General features: G+C 63.3%; 20 protein-coding genes. 17 read left to right on the forward strand and 3 right to left on the reverse strand.

The window, feature by feature from the left end:
• Positions 1 to 135: 135 nt before the first annotated feature.
• The 17 genes from DW754_RS08760 to hisE all read left to right on the forward strand — a co-directional run bounded on the left by DW754_RS08760 (position 136) and on the right by hisE (position 14,610).
• Positions 136 to 1,350: an MFS transporter gene (locus DW754_RS08760; RefSeq protein ID WP_199411504.1), complete on the forward strand. Its 1,215-nt coding sequence runs from the start codon at positions 136 to 138 to the stop codon at positions 1,348 to 1,350.
• A gap of 170 nt (positions 1,351 to 1,520) precedes the next feature.
• Positions 1,521 to 2,582: an SIS domain-containing protein gene (locus tag DW754_RS08765; protein ID WP_117833490.1), complete on the forward strand. Its 1,062-nt coding sequence runs from the start codon at positions 1,521 to 1,523 to the stop codon at positions 2,580 to 2,582.
• Positions 2,583 to 2,676: 94 nt separating this feature from the next.
• Positions 2,677 to 3,093, forward strand: a complete 417-nt coding sequence (locus DW754_RS08770; protein WP_117757609.1) for a PTS sugar transporter subunit IIA — start codon at positions 2,677 to 2,679, stop codon at positions 3,091 to 3,093.
• A 16-nt stretch (positions 3,094 to 3,109) separates the two neighbouring features.
• Positions 3,110 to 3,580: a PTS sugar transporter subunit IIB gene (locus DW754_RS08775; RefSeq protein ID WP_117759404.1), complete on the forward strand. Its 471-nt coding sequence runs from the start codon at positions 3,110 to 3,112 to the stop codon at positions 3,578 to 3,580.
• A complete protein-coding gene (locus tag DW754_RS08780; protein WP_199411481.1) occupies positions 3,546 to 4,379 on the forward strand; it encodes a PTS sugar transporter subunit IIC in 834 nt (277 codons plus the stop codon). Before DW754_RS08775 ends, DW754_RS08780 begins: the two co-directional genes overlap by 35 nt.
• A complete protein-coding gene (locus DW754_RS08785; RefSeq protein ID WP_117759406.1) occupies positions 4,369 to 5,205 on the forward strand; it encodes a PTS system mannose/fructose/sorbose family transporter subunit IID in 837 nt (278 codons plus the stop codon). The genes DW754_RS08780 and DW754_RS08785 overlap by 11 nt, the downstream gene beginning before the upstream one ends.
• Positions 5,206 to 5,288: 83 nt before the next feature.
• Complete coding sequence (locus DW754_RS08790) at positions 5,289 to 6,125, forward strand: sugar phosphate isomerase/epimerase (protein WP_117759408.1); 837 nt, start codon at positions 5,289 to 5,291, stop codon at positions 6,123 to 6,125.
• Between the two features lie 169 nt (positions 6,126 to 6,294).
• Complete coding sequence (hisG, locus tag DW754_RS08795) at positions 6,295 to 8,010, forward strand: ATP phosphoribosyltransferase (protein ID WP_117759410.1); 1,716 nt, start codon at positions 6,295 to 6,297, stop codon at positions 8,008 to 8,010.
• 105 nt (positions 8,011 to 8,115) lie between these two features.
• Positions 8,116 to 9,552, forward strand: coding sequence for a histidinol dehydrogenase (gene hisD, locus DW754_RS08800; protein WP_117759412.1), 1,437 nt, complete (start codon positions 8,116 to 8,118; stop codon positions 9,550 to 9,552).
• A 1-nt stretch (position 9,553) separates the two neighbouring features.
• A complete protein-coding gene (gene hisC / locus DW754_RS08805) occupies positions 9,554 to 10,669 on the forward strand; it encodes a histidinol-phosphate transaminase (RefSeq protein WP_199411482.1) in 1,116 nt (371 codons plus the stop codon).
• Positions 10,670 to 11,257, forward strand: coding sequence for an imidazoleglycerol-phosphate dehydratase HisB (gene hisB, locus DW754_RS08810; RefSeq protein ID WP_117757617.1), 588 nt, complete (start codon positions 10,670 to 10,672; stop codon positions 11,255 to 11,257).
• A 79-nt stretch (positions 11,258 to 11,336) separates the two neighbouring features.
• Positions 11,337 to 12,038: an imidazole glycerol phosphate synthase subunit HisH gene (locus DW754_RS08815; protein ID WP_118334194.1), complete on the forward strand. Its 702-nt coding sequence runs from the start codon at positions 11,337 to 11,339 to the stop codon at positions 12,036 to 12,038.
• Complete coding sequence (locus DW754_RS08820; RefSeq protein WP_117759416.1) at positions 12,035 to 12,778, forward strand: HisA/HisF-related TIM barrel protein; 744 nt, start codon at positions 12,035 to 12,037, stop codon at positions 12,776 to 12,778. Before DW754_RS08815 ends, DW754_RS08820 begins: the two co-directional genes overlap by 4 nt.
• 3 nt (positions 12,779 to 12,781) lie before the next feature.
• Entirely contained in the window at positions 12,782 to 13,564 is a 783-nt protein-coding gene (gene hisF, locus DW754_RS08825) for an imidazole glycerol phosphate synthase subunit HisF (protein WP_117759418.1), read from the forward strand.
• Between the two features lie 147 nt (positions 13,565 to 13,711).
• Positions 13,712 to 14,050 (forward strand): phosphoribosyl-AMP cyclohydrolase, encoded by a 339-nt coding sequence (gene hisI, locus DW754_RS08830; protein ID WP_117759420.1) that lies wholly within the window; start codon positions 13,712 to 13,714, stop codon positions 14,048 to 14,050.
• A complete protein-coding gene (locus DW754_RS08835) occupies positions 14,050 to 14,277 on the forward strand; it encodes a hypothetical protein (protein WP_117759422.1) in 228 nt (75 codons plus the stop codon). Before hisI ends, DW754_RS08835 begins: the two co-directional genes overlap by 1 nt.
• Before the next feature lie 15 nt (positions 14,278 to 14,292).
• Positions 14,293 to 14,610 carry a phosphoribosyl-ATP diphosphatase gene (gene hisE / locus DW754_RS08840; protein WP_117583614.1) on the forward strand — a complete coding sequence of 106 codons (318 nt, stop codon included), beginning with the start codon at positions 14,293 to 14,295 and terminating at the stop codon, positions 14,608 to 14,610.
• A gap of 27 nt (positions 14,611 to 14,637) precedes the next feature.
• Here hisE and DW754_RS08845 read toward each other — a convergent pair whose 3' ends face one another.
• The 3 genes from DW754_RS08845 to DW754_RS08855 form a co-directional block, all read right to left on the reverse strand.
• Entirely contained in the window at positions 14,638 to 15,549 is a 912-nt protein-coding gene (locus DW754_RS08845) for a PHP domain-containing protein (RefSeq protein ID WP_117759424.1), read from the reverse strand.
• Between the two features lie 119 nt (positions 15,550 to 15,668).
• Positions 15,669 to 16,088, reverse strand: a complete 420-nt coding sequence (locus DW754_RS08850; RefSeq protein WP_117654881.1) for a nitrous oxide-stimulated promoter family protein — start codon at positions 16,086 to 16,088, stop codon at positions 15,669 to 15,671.
• On the reverse strand, positions 16,089 to 19,664 hold the full coding sequence (locus DW754_RS08855; protein WP_117759426.1) for an ATP-binding cassette domain-containing protein: 3,576 nt from the start codon (positions 19,662 to 19,664) through the stop codon (positions 16,089 to 16,091).
• Between the last annotated feature and the right edge of the window lie 173 nt (positions 19,665 to 19,837).

A 19,837-nucleotide genomic window follows, 5' to 3' on the forward strand; every position in this document is an offset into this window, starting at 1 on the left:
TGGTCGTGGGCATCGTCGGCGCGTTCTTCGGCGTGCTGGCGTAAGGGCCCGGCTGCATAGATTTTCGTTGCAACCTGGAAAGGGGATGGAGCGGGCCTATGCCCTCCATCCCCTTTTTGTATAGAAGGAGTTCGTATGTTCGCGAAGGATCGCGAAGCAATGCGCCTGACGCCGGCAGAGGTCAGGCTGATTCTTATTGAGTCCCTGCAGTGGTGCGCCAACAACGCGGTCTACTTTTTGGGGCTTATCGGTGCGGCCACGTATGATCTGGCTGGCACGGCCTTTTTGGTTGCTGCCATTACGCTCGTGCGCAATCTTATGACGTCGGTGGGCAATATGGTGTCGGGCTCGGTCATCGATCGCTTTGGACCGCGTCGGACGTCGTTTGTGACGTGCGTGATTACGGCGGTGCTTTCGCTTGGCGTGGGGTTGGCGCCGTTGTCTGTCCCCGGGCTTGTGTTTGCCGCGTGTGTCTTGGGACTTGCGGGCGGTTTTATCAACACCTGCACGCATGCGTTTCCGGGATACCTAGAGTCGACCACCGAGGGCCGTACCCGCGTGAACGGTCTCATGGTGTTCTACAGCAATATCGCCTATACCGCTGGCCCGCTGCTCGGCGGTGCCATCGTGAGCTGTTTTGCCACGCAATCGGTCTATCTGCTCATGGCGGGCATGATGGGTGTGGCGGCCGTACTCTCCTTGGGCTGTCATGAGTGTGTTGCTCCCGCAAAAGGGGAGAAGCCGAAGGGCGGTATTCTGGGCGGTATGGCCGAGGGTGCGCGACTTACGTTTCGCGACCACGACTTGCGCCTCATCTTTATCTCGGGCTTTTTGGGTTTCTTTGCGTTCGGCGCGTTCGATTCGCTGGAGTCGTTGTTCTACCGCGATGTGCTCAACGTGGATATCGTCTGGCTGGGCTGGCTGTCCTCGGTCGTGGGCCTCACTTCCTCGGTGGGTGCGTTCATCCTGACCAAGCTTTCTGCTCGCCATGTCAACCTGCGATTGCTGCTCGGCGCGCTCATGGCCGTGGGCATTGGGTCCATGGTGTACGTGGGCACCGATATGCTGGGGGTCGCGATTGTCGGTCAGGCGATTAACGGTCTGGCCTGGGGGTTCCTGGAGCCGCTGCAGATGATCTTGATTCAGGAGCGCGCCGACATCAAATACCTGGGGCGCATTACCGGCTTTGTGCGTTTTGGCCTGATGAGCGCCGGCGTGGTGCCGCTGCTGGCGGCTCCGTTTTTGGCGGAGGCTTTGGGCGTCCAGACGGTATTGTTTGGGGCATCGACCATTATTGCGCTGGTAGGAACGCTGTTCTTTGTCACACAAGGGAGACGCCAGGGGCGTTAGCTATACATCAAATTCTAATTTAAGACCACTCACCAGAGAATCTCGACCGTTCACCGAGGATTGGAGCAGATTGTAAAGTGGTATTAAAAACACGTTAGCTGTATGTCTATAATTGGTATCGAAAAGAAACGCGATGTATAGATTCGCGTGCAGGGCAGAAAGGAAAAGCCATGAAGGAAACCGAGAAGATCGAGATCATGCACTTTAGCCAGGAGGGCTACGTCGAGGACGGCAAGAACGTCTACGAGGCCGGCAAGAAGATGACCGCCCTCGCCGACAAGGTCGCCGACGAGGGCTACGACGCCGTGTTCCTGATGGGCGTCGGCGGCACCTGGGACGAGCTCATGCAGCTCGAGTACCTCATGAACAAGTTCGGCGACCGCGACCTCGAGGTCTACCTGATCCACGCCGCCGAGTGGAACGTCATGGGCCACAAGCGCATGACCGAGAAGTCCGTCGTGCTCACCGCCTCCGAGTCCGGCACCACCCCCGAGGTCCTCGAGGCCGTCAAGAAGATGAAGGACATGGGCGTGCGCGTCTACGCCATGACCAAGCCCGAGGGCCCCATCGGCCAGGCTGTCGGTGCCGAGAACTGCGTCAAGATGGCTTCCGATCACGGTAACGGCGGCTGCGAGATGGGCTACTACCTCGCCGACTGCTTCGGCCTGCGCCTGCTCAACCGCCGCGGCTGCTTCCCCAAGTTCGATAAGTTCATCGAGCAGACCAAGGACGTTTGGACCCACCTGGTCGACATCCGCAAGAGCTTCGAGCCGCGCGCCGAGGAGCTCGCCAAGAAGTACGCCCTGGCCCCCTACACCATGTTCATCGGCTCCGGCGCCCTGTGGGGCGAGACGATCCTGTTCTCGATGTGCATCCTGGAGGAGATGCAGTGGAAGCGCACCCGCTACATCACCTCGGCCGACTTCTTCCACGGCACCCTCGAGCTCGTGGAGCCCGGCGTCCCCGTGTTCCTGTTCATGGGCGAGGACGAGAACCGCAAGCTCGACGAGCGCGTCCGCGCGTTCCTGACCCGCGGCGTGACCGGCGACACCGACATCAACATCATCGACACCGCCGAGTTCGCGATCCCCGGCCTTGACGACGAGTTCCGCGTCATCGTGTCTCCGTGGATCCTCTCCTCGCTGATCACCGATCGCCTTGCCGCTTACTACGAGACGGTCACCAAGCACAACCTCAACTACCGTCGCTACTATCACCAGTTCGATTACTAATCGGCGACAAATTAGCTACTGATCAAGAAGCACCCTGCCCGGGCGCATGCGTCCGGGCATTTTTATGCCGAAGTTCGCAAGAAAGGGGAATCGAATGAGGCAGTTTATCGTGGCGTCCCATGCTCATTTCGCGTCTGGAATCGTCGAGAGCATCGGCCTGCTTTCCGGCGAGCGCGAAAACGTCCATGCGCTGTCTATGTATGTCGACGGAAACGAGGACCTGGTCAAGGAGGCTGCGGCGATTCTGGACGACTTTGCCGCGGACGATGAGGTCGTCGTTTGCACCGACCTCTTTGGCGGCAGCGTCAACAACGAGTTCACCAAGATCGTCCAGACGCGCCCCAACACGCACCTTGTGACCAATATGAACCTGCCGCTCCTTATTCAGCTGCTGTTCGTGCCCGACTCCACCCCGATCGATGAGGCCATTCGCCAGATCGTCGAGGCGGACGACACCAAGGTCAAGTACGTCAACGACCTGCTGGGGCAGGCCGAACTCGATGAGTTTTAATCGTTAGGAGCACATCATGATTCAGATGATTCGCGTGGACTATCGACTGCTTCACGGCCAGGTTGCCGTTAGCTGGACCTCGGCTCTGGGTGCCGACTGCATCCTGTTAGTGAGCGACACGGTCCTCAACGACAAGCTTCGTCTGCAGGCCCTGTCCCTTGCAAAGCCCGAAGGATGCAAGGTCGTCGTCAAAAACACCGAGGATGCCGTCAAGGCGCTCCAGAGCGGTGTGACCGACAAGTACAAGCTCTTCGTGGTTTGCGAGACGATCCAACAGGCCGGTGCCGTCGCCAAGGCGATGGGCGTCAAAAAGATCAACCTCGGCAATGTGGCCTTTAGCGAGGATGCCCGCCAGGTCTCGACGAGCGTATTCCTTACGTCCGAGAACGAGGCCTACGTGAAGGAGCTACTCGGCGAGGGCTATGAGCTGTTCATTCAGATGATTCCGGCGGATGCGAAGACTGACGCCGCAAAGGTCATCGGTTAGGGGCTGTCATGGTTATCAAGACGATCCTGATTTTCCTGATTGCCCTTTTGGGCTATTCGAGTGGCTGACCGGTACGAGTTACCTTCAGCGCCCCATTGTGCTCGGACCGTTGGTCGGCCTTGTCATGGGCGATGTGGTGACCGGCACCATTATGGGCGCCACGATGGAGCTTGCCATGGTCGGCGCCATCTCGGTCGGCGCCTATAACCCGCCCGATACGATTTCCGGCACTATCCTGGGTGTATCTCTTGCCATGCAGGCCGGCGCGGACGCTTCGGCGGCCCTGACCCTGGGTATTCCCATCGCAACGATCGTCCTGGCGCTCGATACGGCCCTGGGCCAGCCGGTCATGCTGCTGCTGGTGCACCGTATCGACAAAAACGTCGAGGACGGAGACACCAAGGCCATCACGCGCAACATGCTCATCGCCGGTTACGCGCAGAGCTGGTGCGGCCTGCTGATCATTCCCCTGGCATTCTTCTTTGGCGCCGATGCTGTTGCCAGCCTGCTCAACATCATCCCCGATTTCGTTCAGACCGGCATGGATGTCGCCGCCGCCTTCTTGCCCGCACTCGGCTTTGCGATGCTGGCGCAGATGATTATGAACAAAACAGTGGCTCCGTTCTTCTTCGCCGGCTTCTTCCTCGTCGCCTACTTTGGCATTAGCACGACGGGCGTGGCGATCTTTGCCGCGATTATCGTCGTCGCGATGACGGTTTTGGGTGACAAGAAAAAGGCGGAGCAGCCCGCAGCGGCAACCGAGGATCCTGCGATTGGGAGTGGGTTTGATGAGTTTTAAGTTTGAGTCTTCTTACAACGGGCTGATTTCCCGCGCAGACCTTAAGAAGCTGTTCTGGCGCTCGATTCCCTATGAGCATTCCTGGAACTACGAGCGTATGGGCCATATCGGCTTTATGTGGGCCCTTATGCCGATCCTTCGCAAGCTGTATCCGCAGGATGCGGACTTTAAGGCCGCACTCAAGCGCCATATGGAGCTCTATAACGTCACGCCGTATATCTCGACGCTCCCCATGTCCATTGCTGCCGCAATGGAAGAAGTCAACGCCACCGAAGATAACTTTGACACGAGCGCGATCTCTAATGTCAAGCTTGCTTTGATGGGACCGCTGTCCGGCGTGGGCGATGCCTTCTACTGGGGTACGCTGCGAATTTTGGCAACGGGTGTCGGCACGTCGCTGGCGCTGCAGGGCTCTATTCTTGGCCCGATTTTGTTCCTGCTCGTGTTCAACGTCCCCCACTACATCATCCGTTACCTGCTGACGTTTGTGGGATATCGCTTTGGCTCGGACATGATCAGCAAGGTCCAGGAATCGGGCATTATGGACACGATCGTCAAGATGGCCTCTATCATGGGCGCCATGGTGATCGGCGCTATGACCATGGAGATGGTCACCGTGGACATTCCGCTCATGGTCGGCGCGGGCGATGGCGCTCAGACGCTCGCCGAGCTGCTCAACGGAATCTTCCCGGGCTTTGTCACGATGGGGCTGTTTGGAATTGTCTATCTCATGCTCAAGAAGAAGATGAATCCGCTGCTCATCATGCTCGTGATCCTACTCGTGAGTATCGCCGGCGCGTTCTTTGGAGTGCTTGGTGTCCAGTAGGGTATCCGTCATAATTAAAACAATATAAGAGGGGGCGTCGCGCACATTGTGCTGCGGCGCCCTTTTGCCGAAAGGTGGACAAGATGGAGTATCCGCAGCTTGCCGTCATGAATATCAGCCATCGTTATTTTGACCTTGAGGAATTCTTTTCCTCGGCAGCGGCCTCGGGCTACACGTGTTGCGAGCTTTGGACCGGGGCGATGCATCTGTATGTCGATTGCCATGGATACGATTCGATCGAGCAGGTGCGGGAGCTGTCACAGCGGTATGGGGTTCGGATTGTGGGGCTTTGTCCCGAACAGAACAACCCCAAGCCGTGGAATATCGCGGCGCGCGGGAATGAGGCGCGTGCCCGCACGCTCGCGTACTTTAAGAACGTTGTGGATATCGCGGCGGAACTTGGAGCCGAGCAGGTCATGGTCTCGAGCGGCTGGGCATTTTTGAACGAGCCGATTGAGGATGCGTGGGGTCGCAGCGCCTCGATGCTGCGTGCGATTGCCGAGCATGCGGGAGAGCGCGGCGTGCGACTGGTGCTCGAGGCCCTACAGCCGGTTGAGTCGATGATCGTGAACTCGGCGGCCGATACGAAGCGCATGATCGAGGCAGTTGATCATCCGGCACTTAAGGCGTGTCTGGATATGGGCGCCATGGCGGTGGCGGGGGATACCATCGACGATTACTTCGACCTGCTTGGCGATGATGTCGCCCACGTGCATTTTGTCGATGTTGCGGCAGATGGCACGACGCATCTTGCCTGGGGTGACGGCGACCGCGATATGCGCGCTGACCTGGATAGGCTGGTGGCGCGCGGCTATCGCGGAGTTGTTTCGGCCGAGACCTATGACGGGCGCTATTTTGCCGACCCCGCAGCTGCCGATGCGCAGGTAATGGCAGAGTATCGTCGTGCGATTGGCGCCTAGGTGGGGTTGGGCTGCGGCAACCTACTCTATGTTTCCAGATGAATACGGTGTGAGCGGTTGCGACGGATTTTCCCCGCAAGCACTCTAGTATGCTAAAGTACCCAGAAGACCGGCGGAGCTATGCCGGTCTTCTGCTCTATATGAAACACAGCATGAGGAGGCTCACCAGATGACGGCCACACCGTGGGGGTTCCGGGACATATTGCCCGAGGAGGCTCAGGCGCGCGAGGAGATCGCATATACGGTGAAGGGCTGCTTCAGGGAGCATCATTACCTTCCGGTCGAAACGCCGCTGCTCGAGGACAAGGGTTCACTCGAGGATGGCGGCCGCATCGCGGACACGCCGTTTAAGCTTTTTGACGATGATGGCCGTCTGCTGGTGGTCCGTCCCGACAACACATTACCGATCGTGCGTCTGGTCTCGACCCGCATGCGCGCGGCCGACCTGCCCCTGCGCCTGCGCTATGAGGCGCCGGTGGTTCGCGAGTGCCAGCGCAATGCCGGTGGCTCGCGTCAGTTTACGCAGCTGGGCTTTGAGCTTATCGGTGCGGGCGATACCGCGGGCGATGTCGAGATTGTCTCGCTCGTGGCCGAGGCCGTGCGCGAGCTGGCGCTGCCCGATGCGCGCATTATCGCAGGTAGCGTGCGTCCGTTTAAGGAGCTGCTCGCGGCGTGCGAGGATCGCGAGCTGGCCGCCGAGGCCTTGCGCTGCGTGCACGCCAACGACTTTGTGGGCCTCGATGCCCGCGTGGCGGCAAGCGCCGAGTCCGATGCCGTCAAGGCCGCCATTAGCGAGTTGCCGCGTCTGCACGGCGGTGCCGAGGTACTCGACCGCGTGGACGCGCTGCTGGAGGCCGCCGGTATCGTCGCGCCGCTGACGCGCGAGCTGCGTGCCCTGGTCGAGGGCCTGGCACCCGAGGACGCCCAGGTGCTGTCGTTCGACTTCTCCATCATGAACTCTTTCGATTACTACACGGGCCTGGTCTTTAAGGCCTATGCCGGCGGCTTGCCCGATCCGGTCGGTTCGGGCGGACGCTATGACTCCATCTTTACCGGCGCATTTGGCGACGGCATCGAGGTGCCGGCGGCGGGCTTCGCCTTTTCGCTCGAGCGCCTGGAGGCCGCGCGCACCTCGGCCGAGGACGCCGCTTCCGATGGCGATCACGCCGTGGGTCGTGGCGTCGAGGGCCCGCTTCGCATCGCCGTGCCCAAGGGCTCGCTCAAGGCCGACACGCTCGACGTGCTCGAGGCCGCGGGCTTGGATGTCTCGGAGCTGCGCGACCCCGGCCGTCACCTGATCGTGCGCGGCCGCGACACGCGTGCCGGCGAGGGCGCGGTCGGCGATATCGAGTTTGTCATCGTGCGTCCCAGCGACGCGCCCGCCTTTGTGGGCTGCGGCGGTGCCGACTGCGGCATCTGCGGCTGGGACTCGCTCATCGAGGCCGACCTCAACCTGCTACAGCTGGTCGATCTGGGCTACGGCCTGTGCACCTTTATCGAGGCGGAACCCGCATGGCGCGCCGGTCAGGCCGAGCGCAACTATGCCCGTCGCGGGTCGCTTCGCGTGGCAACCAAATACCCGCGCATCGCGAGTGCCTGGTATGCCGAGCGCGGCGTGAACGCCGACATCGTTTCGCTGCATGGCAATATTGAGCTGGGGCCCATCGTCGGCATGACCGATCGCATCGTGGACATTACCGCCACTGGTGCCACCCTACGCGACAACGACTTGGTCATCACCGGCCGCATCATGGACTGCACGGCCCGCTTCTTTGTCAACCCGGGCGCCGCGCGCCTGGACCCGCGCGTTCGCAACCTGGCCGATCGCCTGGCGACTGCCGTGAAGGACAAGCATTTTGAGCCCGTCGCGGGCTCGGCACAATAGCGCGAGCGCGCACGGGCGCCCCAACGTCCGGGCGGCGGGCCGACTGACGCCGCCGCCCGGCCTCTCGTTTTTCGAACACAACCTCGACCGATAGGGGATACCGATATGAAGACTATCAAGCTTGCTCCCGGTGAGCGCCTCGTTACCAACCAGCTCAACCGCAAGGGCGTGCTGCCGCAAAACATCGTCGACGCCGCCCGCGATATCGTGGCCAACGTGCGCGCCAACGGCGATGCCGCGGTGCGCGATTACTGTCAGCGTTTTGACGGCGTTGAGCTGCAGAGCTTCCGTCTGCCGCAAGAGCAGATCGATGCCGCGCTCGAAGGCCTCGATCCCGCTTTCGTCGCGGCGCTCGAAAAGGCTGCACGCCAGATTCGCGAGTTCCACCAGCGCGAGGTCGAGCAGAGCTGGTTTACCACGCGCCCGGACGGCACGATGCTCGGCGTTAAGGTGACCCCGCTCGCGGCGGCCGGCATCTATGTACCGGGCGGTCGCGCGCAGTACCCTTCCACCGTGCTTATGAACGCCATTCCCGCCAAGGTCGCCGGCGTTGAGCGCGTGGTCATGGTGACCCCGCCGCAAAAAGATGGTCTGATTAGCCCCTATACGCTCGCGGCGGCCAAGCTCGGCGGCGTGGACGAAATCTATATGGTGGGCGGCGCCCAGGCCGTGGCCGCGCTGGCGTACGGTACCGAGACCATTCCGCGTGTCGACAAGATTACCGGCCCGGGTAACGCCTTTGTCGCCGCTGCCAAGCAGATTGTCTCGGGTGATGTGGGTATCGATATGGTCGCCGGTCCCTCCGAGGTCTGCGTGCTGGCCGACGCCACGGCCAAGCCCATGGTGGTCGCGGCCGACCTGATGGCCCAGGCCGAGCATGATCCGCTGGCGGCCTGCTATCTGGTGACCTGCGACGAGCAGTTTGCGCGTGAGGTTGAGGCAGGTATCGGCATCCTGGTGGCACAGTCCCCGCGTGCCGAGATCACGCGTGCCTCGCTCGACAACGAAGGCGCCATCGTGGTGGCCGCCGACATGGCGGCCGCCGTCGAGGCCGTGAACACCGTGGCGCCCGAGCACCTTGAGCTGCACTGCAAGGATGCGATGGGCCTGCTCGGCGGCATTCGCAACGCCGGCGCCATCTTTGTGGGCGCTTGGAGCTCCGAGCCGCTCGGCGATTACGTTGCCGGTCCCAACCACACGTTGCCGACCGGCGGCACGGCCATGTTCTCCAACCCGCTTTCGGTCGAAGAGTTCGTTAAGCGCTCGAGCGTTATATGCTATACGCCCGAGGGCCTGCTCTCCGACGCTCCCGCTACGCAGCGTCTGGCCGAGGCCGAGGGCCTGTGGGCGCACGCGCTTTCGGCCGCACTGCGTCGTCGTGTGCTGGAGCAGGGCGAGGATGCCGTGAGTGCCGAGTCGCTGGCTGCGGCCGACCTGACCAAGGTCGCCTGGCCGGGCGACGCCGTGGCGACGGTTGCCGAGGGCGTGGACCTGGCGGCTGCAGGCGCGGATGGCGCCGGTGCGACCGGCGGGGAGGCCTAATATGGCCGAGCTGACGCCCCGCATGAAGGAGCTTGTCCAGCCTTACCTGACCGGTATTGAGCCCTACGATCCTAACTTTACGCCCACGCGCATCAATCTTTCGGCCAACGAGAACACCTATCCCGTGCCCGCCGGCGTGCGCGAGGCGGTTGATGCGGCCCTGGCTGCCACGCCGCTCAACCGCTATCCCGATCCCATGTCGAACGACCTGCGCGACGAGCTTGCTGCCTGGCATGGCGTGGCGCGCGAGAATGTCTGCGTGGGAAACGGCGGCGACGAGCTGCTCTATAACTATCTGCTGGCGTTTGGTGGCGCGGGGAGGACCCTGCTCAACTGCCCGCCGTGCTTTAGCGAGTATGCCTTCTTTGCGTCTCTGTGCCAGACCGAGGTGCGCGATGTGTGGCGCGACCCGGCGACCTTTGAGCTCGACCAGGCAGCCGTGCTTGCGGCGGCACCCGAGTGCAACCTGGCCATCGTGACCTCGCCCAATAACCCCACGGGCGACGTGGCACCGCTCGACTTTGTCGCGGCGCTGTGCGATGCGTGCCCCGGCATGGTCATGGTCGACGAGGCCTACGTTGAGTTTGCCGACGATTCGTTTGGCGCGGCCACCACGGCGCAGGGGCTTATCGCCGAGCATCCCAACCTGGTGATTCTGCATACGTTGTCCAAGGCGTTTGGCGCTGCCGGTACGCGTCTGGGTTACGTGATCGCGGCACCCGAAGTCATCGACGTGTTCGCGGCGATTCGCCAGATCTATTCGGTCAATGTGCTGAGCCAGGCGGCGGCGCTTGCCTGCGTGCGTGCCCGCGATGCGTACGCGCCCGTGGTGGCACAGGTCGCATCCGAGCGCGAGCGCGAGCTGTGCGCCCTGCGCGCAATGGCTGCCGAGGGCCTGCCCGTGGAGGTATGGCCGAGCGCGGCGAACTTTGTGCTCGTGCGCACGCCGCATGCCACGCGCGTGCGCGAGCGTCTGCGCGACGAGTATTCAATTTTGGTGCGCGACTTTAGCTACGCGCCGGGGCTCGCGGACTGCCTGCGCATTACCGTGGGTACCCCGCAAGAAAACGACGAGGTGCTGGCCGCGTTTGCCGCGCTGGTGAAGGAGGAGATGTAGATGGACCGCTATGCCGAGGTAACCCGCAAGACGGGCGAGACCGACATTGTCGTAAAGCTCGACCTGGACGGATCTGGCGTGTGCGATATCTCGACCGGAGTGCCGTTTTTCGACCACATGCTCAACGCTTTTGGCCGCCATGGCCTGTTCGATCTGACGGTGCATGCGGTGGGCGACGTCGAGGTCGACGCGCACCACACCGTTGAGGACACGGGCATTGTGCTGGGCGAGGCGTTTTGCCAGGCGCTGGGCGACAAGGCGGGTATTACGCGCTTTGCCGACGCGGCGATCGCCATGGACGAGACACTCGTGATGGCCGCCGTGGATATCTCGGGTCGCGGGCAGGCCTATTGCGAGCTGCCCGTGCCGACTGAGCGCGTGGGCAGCTTTGATACCGAGCTGGCCGTCGAGTTCTTCTATGCCTTTGCGCGCGATGCCAAGCTCACGCTGCACGTGCGCGAGCTGGCGGGCGGCAATTCGCACCACATTATCGAGGCCGCCTTTAAGGCAGTGGGCCGCACGATGCGCCGCGCCTGCGAACTCGATCCCCGCGTGCAGGGTATCCCCAGCACTAAGGGCTCGCTGTAACCGTCACAAGGGTAAAACCACCACGAAGATGCCTGTCCTCTTTGTGGTGGTTTTGGATGATGAGAAGTGGAGGGGTCGCGTGGGCGAACCGAAGATCGTGGTGGTCGACTACCACAAGGGCAACTTGTCGAGCGTCGTGCGCGGGCTTGCGCGCGCCGGTGCTGCCGCCTGCACGTCGGACGATCCGGAGCAGATCCGCAACGCCGACGGCCTGGTCATCCCGGGCGTGGGTGCGTTCTATGACGCGATCGCCTTTATGCGTCAGAGCGGCGAGGAGGTGGCCGTGCTCGATGCCGTTGCCGCCGGAACTCCGCTGCTCGGCATCTGCCTGGGCCTTCAGCTGTTTTTTGAGCGCGGCAACGAGGGCGTGCCTGCGAACGAGGACGCGGACGCGGACGACGATGCCTCCGAGCAGGCCGGTGGTCCCTGGGTCGATGGCCTGGGCATCATGCGTGGCTCGTGCACGCACCTGGAGTCGAGCCGTCTGAAGGTCCCGCACGTGGGCTGGGACCAGGTGCGCATGACGCCCGCCGGTGCGGCCGATCCGTTGCTTGCCGGTTTTGCCGAGGGCGCCAACATGTATTTCACTCACAGCTACGCGGTGGCCGACGACGTCGATGCCGCCGATGTGTTGGCGCGCACGCACTATACACGGAGCTTCCCGTGCATCGTGCGCCACGGCAACGTGTGGGGCTGCCAGTTCCATCCCGAGAAATCCTCTGCGCTGGGTCAGCGCATCCTTAAGAACTTCGTGAGCATCGTCGAGGGGGCCGGCCGATGATTCTGTTTCCCGCAATCGATTTGATCGGCGGCAAGGTCGTGCGCCTGGAGCGCGGCGACCGGAGCCGCTGTAAGGTGTATTCTGACGACCCCGTGGCCGTTGCCCGCTCCTTTGCCGAGCAGGGCGCGAGCTGGGTGCACGTCGTCGACCTGTCCGCTGCCTTTGGCGAGGACGAGGACGCGCGCGCTGCCAACTCGGCAGCGATTAAGGCCATCTGCGGCGTCGACGGTCTGTCCGCGGACGTGGGCGGCGGCGTTCGTTCGCTCGCGCGCATCGACGAGCTGGCCGGCTACGGCGCGCGTCGCATCGCGCTAGGCACGGTGCTCGTGACCGAGCCGGGATTTGCCGAGGTGGCGGCGCAAGGCTTTGGCGAGTTACTGGTGGCAGACATTGCCGCCCGTGACGGCCAGGTCAAGGTGAATGGTTGGCGCGACGGCGCGGGTGTGGCGCTCGACGACGCCGTGGCGCAGCTCACCGAGCTGGGCTTTAAGCATCTGGTGTATACCGACATCGCGCGCGATGGCATGCAGACGGGCATCGACGTGGCGGCGTATCGCCATGTGGCCGAGGTCGCGGGCTTTCCCGTCGTGGCTTCGGGCGGCATCTCGACGCTCGACGATATCCGCGCACTGGCCGCGGTGGGCGAGGGCGCTATTGAGGGCGCCATCACCGGTCGCGCGCTCTACGAGGGCAACTTTACGCTGGTACAGGCGTTGGCCGCCGCGCGAGGGGAGGAGTAGCCCATGCTTACCAAACGCGTCATTCCCTGCCTGGACGTTAAGGACGGCCGCGTGGTCAAGGGCGTCAACTTTGTGAGCCTGCGCGATGCGGGCGATCCGGTGGAGCTTGCCCGTGCCTACGATCGCGAGGGTGCGGACGAGGTCGTGTTCCTGGACATCACTGCCACGAGCGACAACCGTGCGACGACCATCGAGATGGCGGCGCATGCGGCCGAGGAGCTCGCCATTCCCTACACCGTGGGCGGTGGCTTTCGCGACCTTGCGGGCATGCGAACGATGGTGGCGGCCGGTGCCGACAAGGTATCGCTCAACTCTGCCGCCGTGCGCGACCCGTCGCTGATCAGCCAAGCTGCCGCGGCGTTTGGCAGCCAGGCCGTGGTCGTGGCGATCGATGCCAAGCGCGTCGGCCTGCCTGGGCAGCCGGATGCCGACAAGTGGGAGGTCTTTACCGCGGGAGGCCGCAATGCCACGGGTATCGACGCGGTGGCGTGGGCCGAGGAGGCGGCTCGCCGCGGCGCCGGCGAGATCTTGCTGACCAGCATGGACCGCGACGGCACCAAGGCCGGCTTTGACCTGGCACTCACCCGCGCCGTGGCGCGTGCGGTGCCGATTCCCGTCATCGCGAGCGGTGGCGTGGGCACGCTCGAGCATTTTGCCGAGGGCGTGATCGAGGGCGAGGCCGATGCCGTGCTGGCGGCCAGCGTCTTTCACTTTGGAACTTTCAGCATTCGCCAGGTGAAGGAGTATATGGCCAGCCAAGGCATCCCTGTGAGGCTGGACTTCTAGTGCTGCGGCTTGCCCAGGCACCGCATCTTGCCGCTCAAACCGTCGCTCGCGTACCAAAGTACGCGTCGCTCCTCTTTCGCGGCAACCTGCGGCACCTGGACAACCCTCGCCGACCTGTGGGATTTCGTTTGTTACTTGGGAGAAATGATGACTGAGGTAATAAATGCTACCGAGCTTAAATACGACGCCCGCGGGCTGATTCCTTGCGTGGTTCAGCAGCATGACACCGGTGAGGTGCTTATGGTTGCTTGGATGAACGAGGAATCGGTGGGGCTGACGCTCAAGACCGGGACCACGTGGTTTTGGAGTCGCAGCCGTCAGGAGCTCTGGAACAAGGGCGCGACGAGTGACAACATGCAGGAGGTCAAGGAGCTCTGGGCCGACTGCGATAGCGATACGCTGCTGGTCAAGGTGGACTCACCGGGCCCGGCCTGCCATACCGGCAACCGTACCTGCTTCTTTAAGCGCGTGGAAGGGGGAGTGTGATGAAAGCCGTGACGCCGTTCGAGGTCGCCGACTGCAACACCGAGCTCCTCCGCGCGGGCGTGCCATGCCGCGTGCACCTGACTGATGCCTGCGGGGCGCAGTCGCTTTGGCTCGAGGCCGAGAAGGAAAGGCTCAATGAGGCCCATGCCGTCATCGTCGAGTTCTTTGAGAAAAAGGGCGCAAAGCCTCGGTTCGATGAGACCGGTACCTACTTTACGCTGCAGTAACGAGAGGAAATAACCATGGGAGTCAGAACAGCTAACGTGCAGCCGGGAAATATCGGCGAGACGCTGACGGGTCTGGCCGAGGTGATTCACGGTCGTCGCGATGCGTCGCCACAGGAGAGCTACACCGCCCGTCTGCTGACCGACGTCGAGGACGAGCTTCTCAAGAAGCTTGCCGAGGAGGCGAGCGAGGTGATCATGGCCTGCAAGGATAACGACCACGATCACATCCGCTACGAGGCCGGCGACCTGATCTACCACCTGCTCGTGACGCTCGAGCGCTACGGCATCACCCTCGACGAACTGGCCGGCGAACTCAACGCCCGCCGCCACTAGTCATTGGGGACGTTCTTAAACGACTAGTTAGGCGAGGGGCGTGGATTCCCATTCGCCGGTGGGGTGGGGGATATCGAAGGCCCGGTAGCCGCAGTCGTAGGCGTGGGCCTGGGCCTCGCGGATGTTCCAGCAGATGTCGCAGGCGCGGTGCGCGTCCGAGCCAAAGGTGATGGGCACCTCGGCATGGGCGAAGCGGCGCAACAGCCCGGTCGCGGGGTAGTAATCGTCGAGCCCCTTGCGCGGTGCGGCGGTCGAGACCTCAACGCGGCGACCCGTATCGTGGGCGCATTCGGCCATCTGCTCCCAAAACGGCGCGGGGTCAAAGTCGGGTGCAAAGCCGTCCTTCGAAAAGCGCATGACCAGGTCGGGATGGGCCATCGCGTCAAAGTTGAGTGAGCTTTCGCAAGCACGGCACCAGTCGTCGACGTAGCACTCCCACACGCCGCGCACGCCTAAGTTTTCCCAAACATGCAAGTTGGTATCGTCGTCGATCCAGCCGCAAAGGGAATCGGGTGTATCGGGGCGCGCGACGTCCTCTGTCCCTGCCGTGCCCGCGGCGCCTGCCGCAATATCGCCCGGGTTGCCAATCCAGTGCACGCTGCCCAGACGTACGACGGCGCCCTGGGACCAGTGCTCTACCAAGGGCTCGCAGCCCTCGTACCAATCGCATTCAAAACCGTAGATAAAGGTGAGCTCCGGCGCAATCTGCGCGGCGAGTTTGCGGGCGTCCTCAAAGGACAAACGATGTGCCGGCAAGTCGCCCTCGACGACCTGCACCTCGCAGTTAGCATCCATACTGGCGGGCAGGGTAAGGTGGTCGGTCGAGACCATGACGCGGCAGCCGGCGGCAGCAGCGGCACGGACGTTGTCCTCGAACGAGGCGTGCCCGTCCGAGAACGAGGTATGAGTATGGCAATCGACCAGCGGGCAGGCGGGCATGGTGACTCCTTTGCGTCAAGCGAATCCGCTTCATTGTAATGGCGCAGCCTCGGCGCGGCGGGAACGCTGCAAGTCGAAACCGACTGGAAAGGGCAGGCGGCGCGTGCCGGCGCCGGCGACTACTTGCTTCGTGCCGCCACGCGTTTGGCCTGCACCGTTACCATCGCGTGTCTTACGGCGGTGATGGGGCGATAGCGGATCATACGCGGTCCCGACCAGCGCATGATCTCGCGGATCTTCTCGCGCATGGCAGGCCGGTAGCAATGCGAAGGACAGGCCGAGCAAAATGTCTTGGTGCCCATGTGCGGGCAGTGCTCAATGCGCGCGATGGCGTATTTCTGCAGCTCGGCGCATTCGGGGCAGAGCGTAATGGTCCGAAGGCCGAGCTTCACGCGCACGGGCTCATCGTCGCCAGCCTGTTCGACCGCATGCCCGCCGCCATGATGCCCACGACACCACAGCGCAATCATCTGCGACACCATTTGGGCCTCGCGCTCACGTTTGCGTGCCAGCTCCGGTGTGTCGGCGGTGCGCGCCATCTAGCTCAGCCTCCCGTGCTCGACCGAAAGCGAGCAATCGGCAAAGGCGCAGGTGCTGGCACGGTGGCTTACGAGTACGATGGTCTTGCCGCGGCGCTTGAGCTCGTCAACGGCCTGCATTACGGACGCCTCGTTGAGGGCGTCGAGTGCGCTGGTGGGCTCGTCGAGCAAGATGAAAGGCGCGTCGTTGAGGAAGATGCGCGCAAGGCCGATGCGTTGGCGCTCGCCGCCCGAGAGCGAGTCGCCCAGCTCGGCAACCGGGGTGTCGAGACCCTGCGGCAGGCGGTCGATGAGGGCGGTAAGCGAAGCGGAGCGGCAAGCGTCGAGCAGCTCGGCATTGGTGGCGTTGGCGTGCGCGACCAGCAGATTCTCGCGTACGGTGCCGCAGAACAGATGTGTGTCCTGGGTCATATAGGCCTCGTGGCTGCGCAGGCTCGCCGTGTTGATGTGGCGGGCATCGACACCGCTCACCGTGATGGTGCCGGCTGCGGGGTCCCAAAAGCGCATGAGCAGCTTAAGCAGCGTCGACTTGCCCGAGCCCGAGCGCCCCATGATGCAGGTCATGGTACCGGGCGCAAAGGTGCAGGTCACGTCGTCGAGGATGAGATTCGCAGCGGCGTCGTTCGCGACCTGCTCTGTGGCGCCGGCACCGCCCGCGTCCACGCCGCCCGCATAGCTAAAGCTCACATGCTCGGCTGCGGCGCCGGCAAACTCAACGTCCTGTCCATCGGCGACCTCGGCGCACTGGGGCCGCTCGTCGAGCAAATCGAGCACGCGTGCGCCCGAAGCGAGCGTCTCCTGCAGTGAGGCGCCCAGGCGGCTCACGGCCATTACCGAACCAAACGACGACACAAAGGTAAAGACGGCGACAAACGCTGCGGCAAAATCAATCGTTCCCGCAGCCACCAGCTGCAGCGCATGCCCGAGCATCACCAGATTGGCCGCAAGAATAAGCGCATCGGCTACGGCCTCGCTGGCCGCCTGGCGGCGCTTGAGGCGCGCGTCCACGGCGCCGACTTGCTCGGTCAGCTTGGCCAGGGCACGGCTGCGATCGGCGCCACCGGCGAACTGGATAGTCTCGGACGCGCCGCGTAGACTGTCGAGCACATAGGCGCCCAGCTTACCGGCGCCCTCGCGGCTCTGGCGGCCGGTGGTGCCGCATGCCTTGGCCGAGGTCAGGGGCAGTAGCACGCCCAGGACCGCGTAGGCCACGAGCGCGATGCCCGCGAGCTCGGGGCTCACAGCCAGCAAAAAGCCCTCAAACACAACGGTGCAGACCAGAGCGATTGCAATGGGCGAGATGGTGTGCGCGTAGAAGACCTCGAGCAGCTCGATATCCGAGGTGACCAGGCTCACGAGCTCGCCCTTGCCACGGCCCTCGAGCTTGGCGGGGGCGAGCTGGCGCAGGGCACCAAACACCAGGTTGCGAATGTGTGCGAGCAGACGGAATGCGATGTAATGGTTGCAGAGCTGCTCGCCGTAGTGGAGCGGCCCGCGTGCGATGCCGCAGGCGGCACAGGCCGCGCATGCTGCGATAAGACCAAGCCCCAAGGCGTTGCGGCCCAGCGCGGCCATAAGGCCAAGGGCGCCAAAGGCCGGCACGAACGCGGCGGTGAGCATACCAATGCTGCCTAGCGCGACGGCTAGCACAAGCCAGCCGGCAAGCGGTCGGACGAGCCCCATCATGCGCCACATGATGGACGGCGCCGAGCGACGGACGCGGCCGGAGTCAAGCGCCGCGGCAGCGGAAGACGAGCTAGCACCGTTGAGGCCATCGGTACAGGCAGCGCTGCCGTCAACAGCCTCAACCGCGCCGGCATCTTCGACGTCCTCGGCATCATCCTCCGCATACGCATATGCCGAGAGCTGCTCCTGGCTGTTCCACATGCGCGCATAGGCGCCCGCGGTGGCCAAGAGCTCGCCGTGAGTCCCGTGCTCGGCAATACGGCCACGCTCCAGCACCAGGATCTGATCGGCGCCTACGATCGTCGACAGGCGGTGTGCCACCACGATTGCGGTGTGCCCGCCGGCGAGCGATGCAATGACCTCGCCGATTGCGGCTTCGCTTGCGGCGTCCACATTGCTCGTCGCCTCGTCAAACACATAGATCGGCGAGTCGTGCAGCAGGGCGCGGGCCATGCACACGCGCTGGCGCTGACCGCCCGAAAGGTTGGTGCCGCCCTCGTTAATCACCATGTCGAGCCCGCCGTTGGCCTGCACAAAGGCCGCCACGCGCGTGCGGTCGAGTGCGCGCAAAAGCTCGGTATCGGTGGCGCTGGGCTGGGCGAGCAGCAGGTTGTCGCGCAGGGTGCCGGCAAACAGGTGACCGTTGGTGGGCACCAGGGTGACGGCGCGCATGAGTGAGGCGGCCGTGGCGTCGCGCAGCTCGACGCCGCCGATGCGAACGCTGCCACGGTAGGCACCCTTGCGGCCCGCGATAATCCCCGCGATCGTGGACTTGCCGCCGCCGCTTTCGCCCACGAGTGCCACGAGCGAGCCGTGCGCAATGGTCGCGCTGGCGCTGTCCAGCACCGTGCGGTCGCCGTATGCATAGCTCACGCCCGCGAGCTCGATATCGCCGCGACCGTCAAGCTCAACATCGCCGCGCTCGGGCTCGGGCGTATCCAAAATGCCAAACATGCGGCGCGAGGCGGCCATGCCGTTCATGGCCGTGTGGAACAGCGATCCCAGGCGGCGCATGGGCAAAAAGAACTCCTGTGACAGAAAGACGATGAGGAAGGCAGCCTCAAAGCCAATCTTGCCCGTGGCGAGCTGCAGCGTGGCTACGATAATGCCGAGCGCGGCGCCCATATAGACGACCAGGTCCATAACGCAAATGGAGCGCAGCTGCATCACCAGCAGGCGCATGGTCGCCGTGCGGAAACGCTCGGACTCGGTGTTGATACGCTCGTGCCAGCTGCGATCGGCCTGGTAGACCTTAAGGGTGGTGAGACCCTGCACGGCCTCCAGGAACATGCCGCCAAGATCGACATAGCTGCCCCAGTACTCGGCACCGATCTTTTTGGCGTTGCGCATGACCATCATAATGGAGACGGGGATGACCGGAACGCAGGCGAGCAGCAGCGCGGCGGGAAGACCCGCCTGGCCCACGAGCAGTGCAAACAGCGTGATGGGTGCCAAGCCCGCAAAGAAGAGCTGCGGCAGGTAGCCGCCAAAGTACACCTGGAGTTGCGTGGCGCCCTCGACGCTGGTCTGGACGGCCTCGGCGGTGGGGACGGTCTCGGTGTAGGAGGGGCCGAGTGCGGTGAGCTTGTCGTAGACGAGCGAGCGCACGCGGCGGACGGCCTCGAACGCGGCCTTGTCGCCGGCGCGTTGGGCCAGGTAGATGGAGACGGCGCGCACGATGGTGGCGGCGGCGAGCGGCAAGGCCGCCTGTGCGAGGGCGTCGACGGCGAGCGCGGCGGAAAGACCGTCCGTGACGATGCCGCCCAAGATGCGCGCAAGCACCCACATCACCGTGATGTTTGCCATGAGCGCGATCCACTTAAACAGGACGCTTGCCATAATGTGGGGCGTTGCCTGCGGAACCAGGGAGAAGAGCCGCTTCTCGAACATGAAACCTCCTATACCGTAACGGTGCCGGGCGGGGTTCTCGGCAGCCGCTTAGTTAGCCAAATGCAACTAGAGTAACATCGTGCAGCGGGTAAGTATGCCGAGGGCTATTTTTTGGCCGATGAACTGCGTAGAAAGTTCAAAATAGTTGAGTGCGGCGAACTTTGTGGTGGACG

The organism is Collinsella sp. AM29-10AC, from assembly GCF_003469085.1.
Classification (GTDB): Bacteria; Actinomycetota; Coriobacteriia; order Coriobacteriales; family Coriobacteriaceae; genus Collinsella.

Coding starts and splice junctions, on each gene's coding strand:
- DW754_RS08760 (WP_199411504.1), top strand. CDS start 136: ATGTTCGCGAAGGATCGCGAAGCAATGCGCCTGACGCCGGCAGAGGTC.
- DW754_RS08765 (WP_117833490.1), top strand. CDS start 1,521: ATGAAGGAAACCGAGAAGATCGAGATCATGCACTTTAGCCAGGAGGGC.
- DW754_RS08770 (WP_117757609.1), top strand. CDS start 2,677: ATGAGGCAGTTTATCGTGGCGTCCCATGCTCATTTCGCGTCTGGAATC.
- DW754_RS08775 (WP_117759404.1), top strand. CDS start 3,110: ATGATTCAGATGATTCGCGTGGACTATCGACTGCTTCACGGCCAGGTT.
- DW754_RS08780 (WP_199411481.1), top strand. CDS start 3,546: ATGCGAAGACTGACGCCGCAAAGGTCATCGGTTAGGGGCTGTCATGGT.
- DW754_RS08785 (WP_117759406.1), top strand. CDS start 4,369: ATGAGTTTTAAGTTTGAGTCTTCTTACAACGGGCTGATTTCCCGCGCA.
- DW754_RS08790 (WP_117759408.1), top strand. CDS start 5,289: ATGGAGTATCCGCAGCTTGCCGTCATGAATATCAGCCATCGTTATTTT.
- hisG (WP_117759410.1), top strand. CDS start 6,295: ATGACGGCCACACCGTGGGGGTTCCGGGACATATTGCCCGAGGAGGCT.
- hisD (WP_117759412.1), top strand. CDS start 8,116: ATGAAGACTATCAAGCTTGCTCCCGGTGAGCGCCTCGTTACCAACCAG.
- hisC (WP_199411482.1), top strand. CDS start 9,554: ATGGCCGAGCTGACGCCCCGCATGAAGGAGCTTGTCCAGCCTTACCTG.
- hisB (WP_117757617.1), top strand. CDS start 10,670: ATGGACCGCTATGCCGAGGTAACCCGCAAGACGGGCGAGACCGACATT.
- DW754_RS08820 (WP_117759416.1), top strand. CDS start 12,035: ATGATTCTGTTTCCCGCAATCGATTTGATCGGCGGCAAGGTCGTGCGC.
- hisF (WP_117759418.1), top strand. CDS start 12,782: ATGCTTACCAAACGCGTCATTCCCTGCCTGGACGTTAAGGACGGCCGC.
- hisI (WP_117759420.1), top strand. CDS start 13,712: ATGACTGAGGTAATAAATGCTACCGAGCTTAAATACGACGCCCGCGGG.
- DW754_RS08835 (WP_117759422.1), top strand. CDS start 14,050: ATGAAAGCCGTGACGCCGTTCGAGGTCGCCGACTGCAACACCGAGCTC.
- hisE (WP_117583614.1), top strand. CDS start 14,293: ATGGGAGTCAGAACAGCTAACGTGCAGCCGGGAAATATCGGCGAGACG.
- DW754_RS08845 (WP_117759424.1), bottom strand. CDS start 15,549: ATGCCCGCCTGCCCGCTGGTCGATTGCCATACTCATACCTCGTTCTCG.
- DW754_RS08850 (WP_117654881.1), bottom strand. CDS start 16,088: ATGGCGCGCACCGCCGACACACCGGAGCTGGCACGCAAACGTGAGCGC.
- DW754_RS08855 (WP_117759426.1), bottom strand. CDS start 19,664: ATGTTCGAGAAGCGGCTCTTCTCCCTGGTTCCGCAGGCAACGCCCCAC.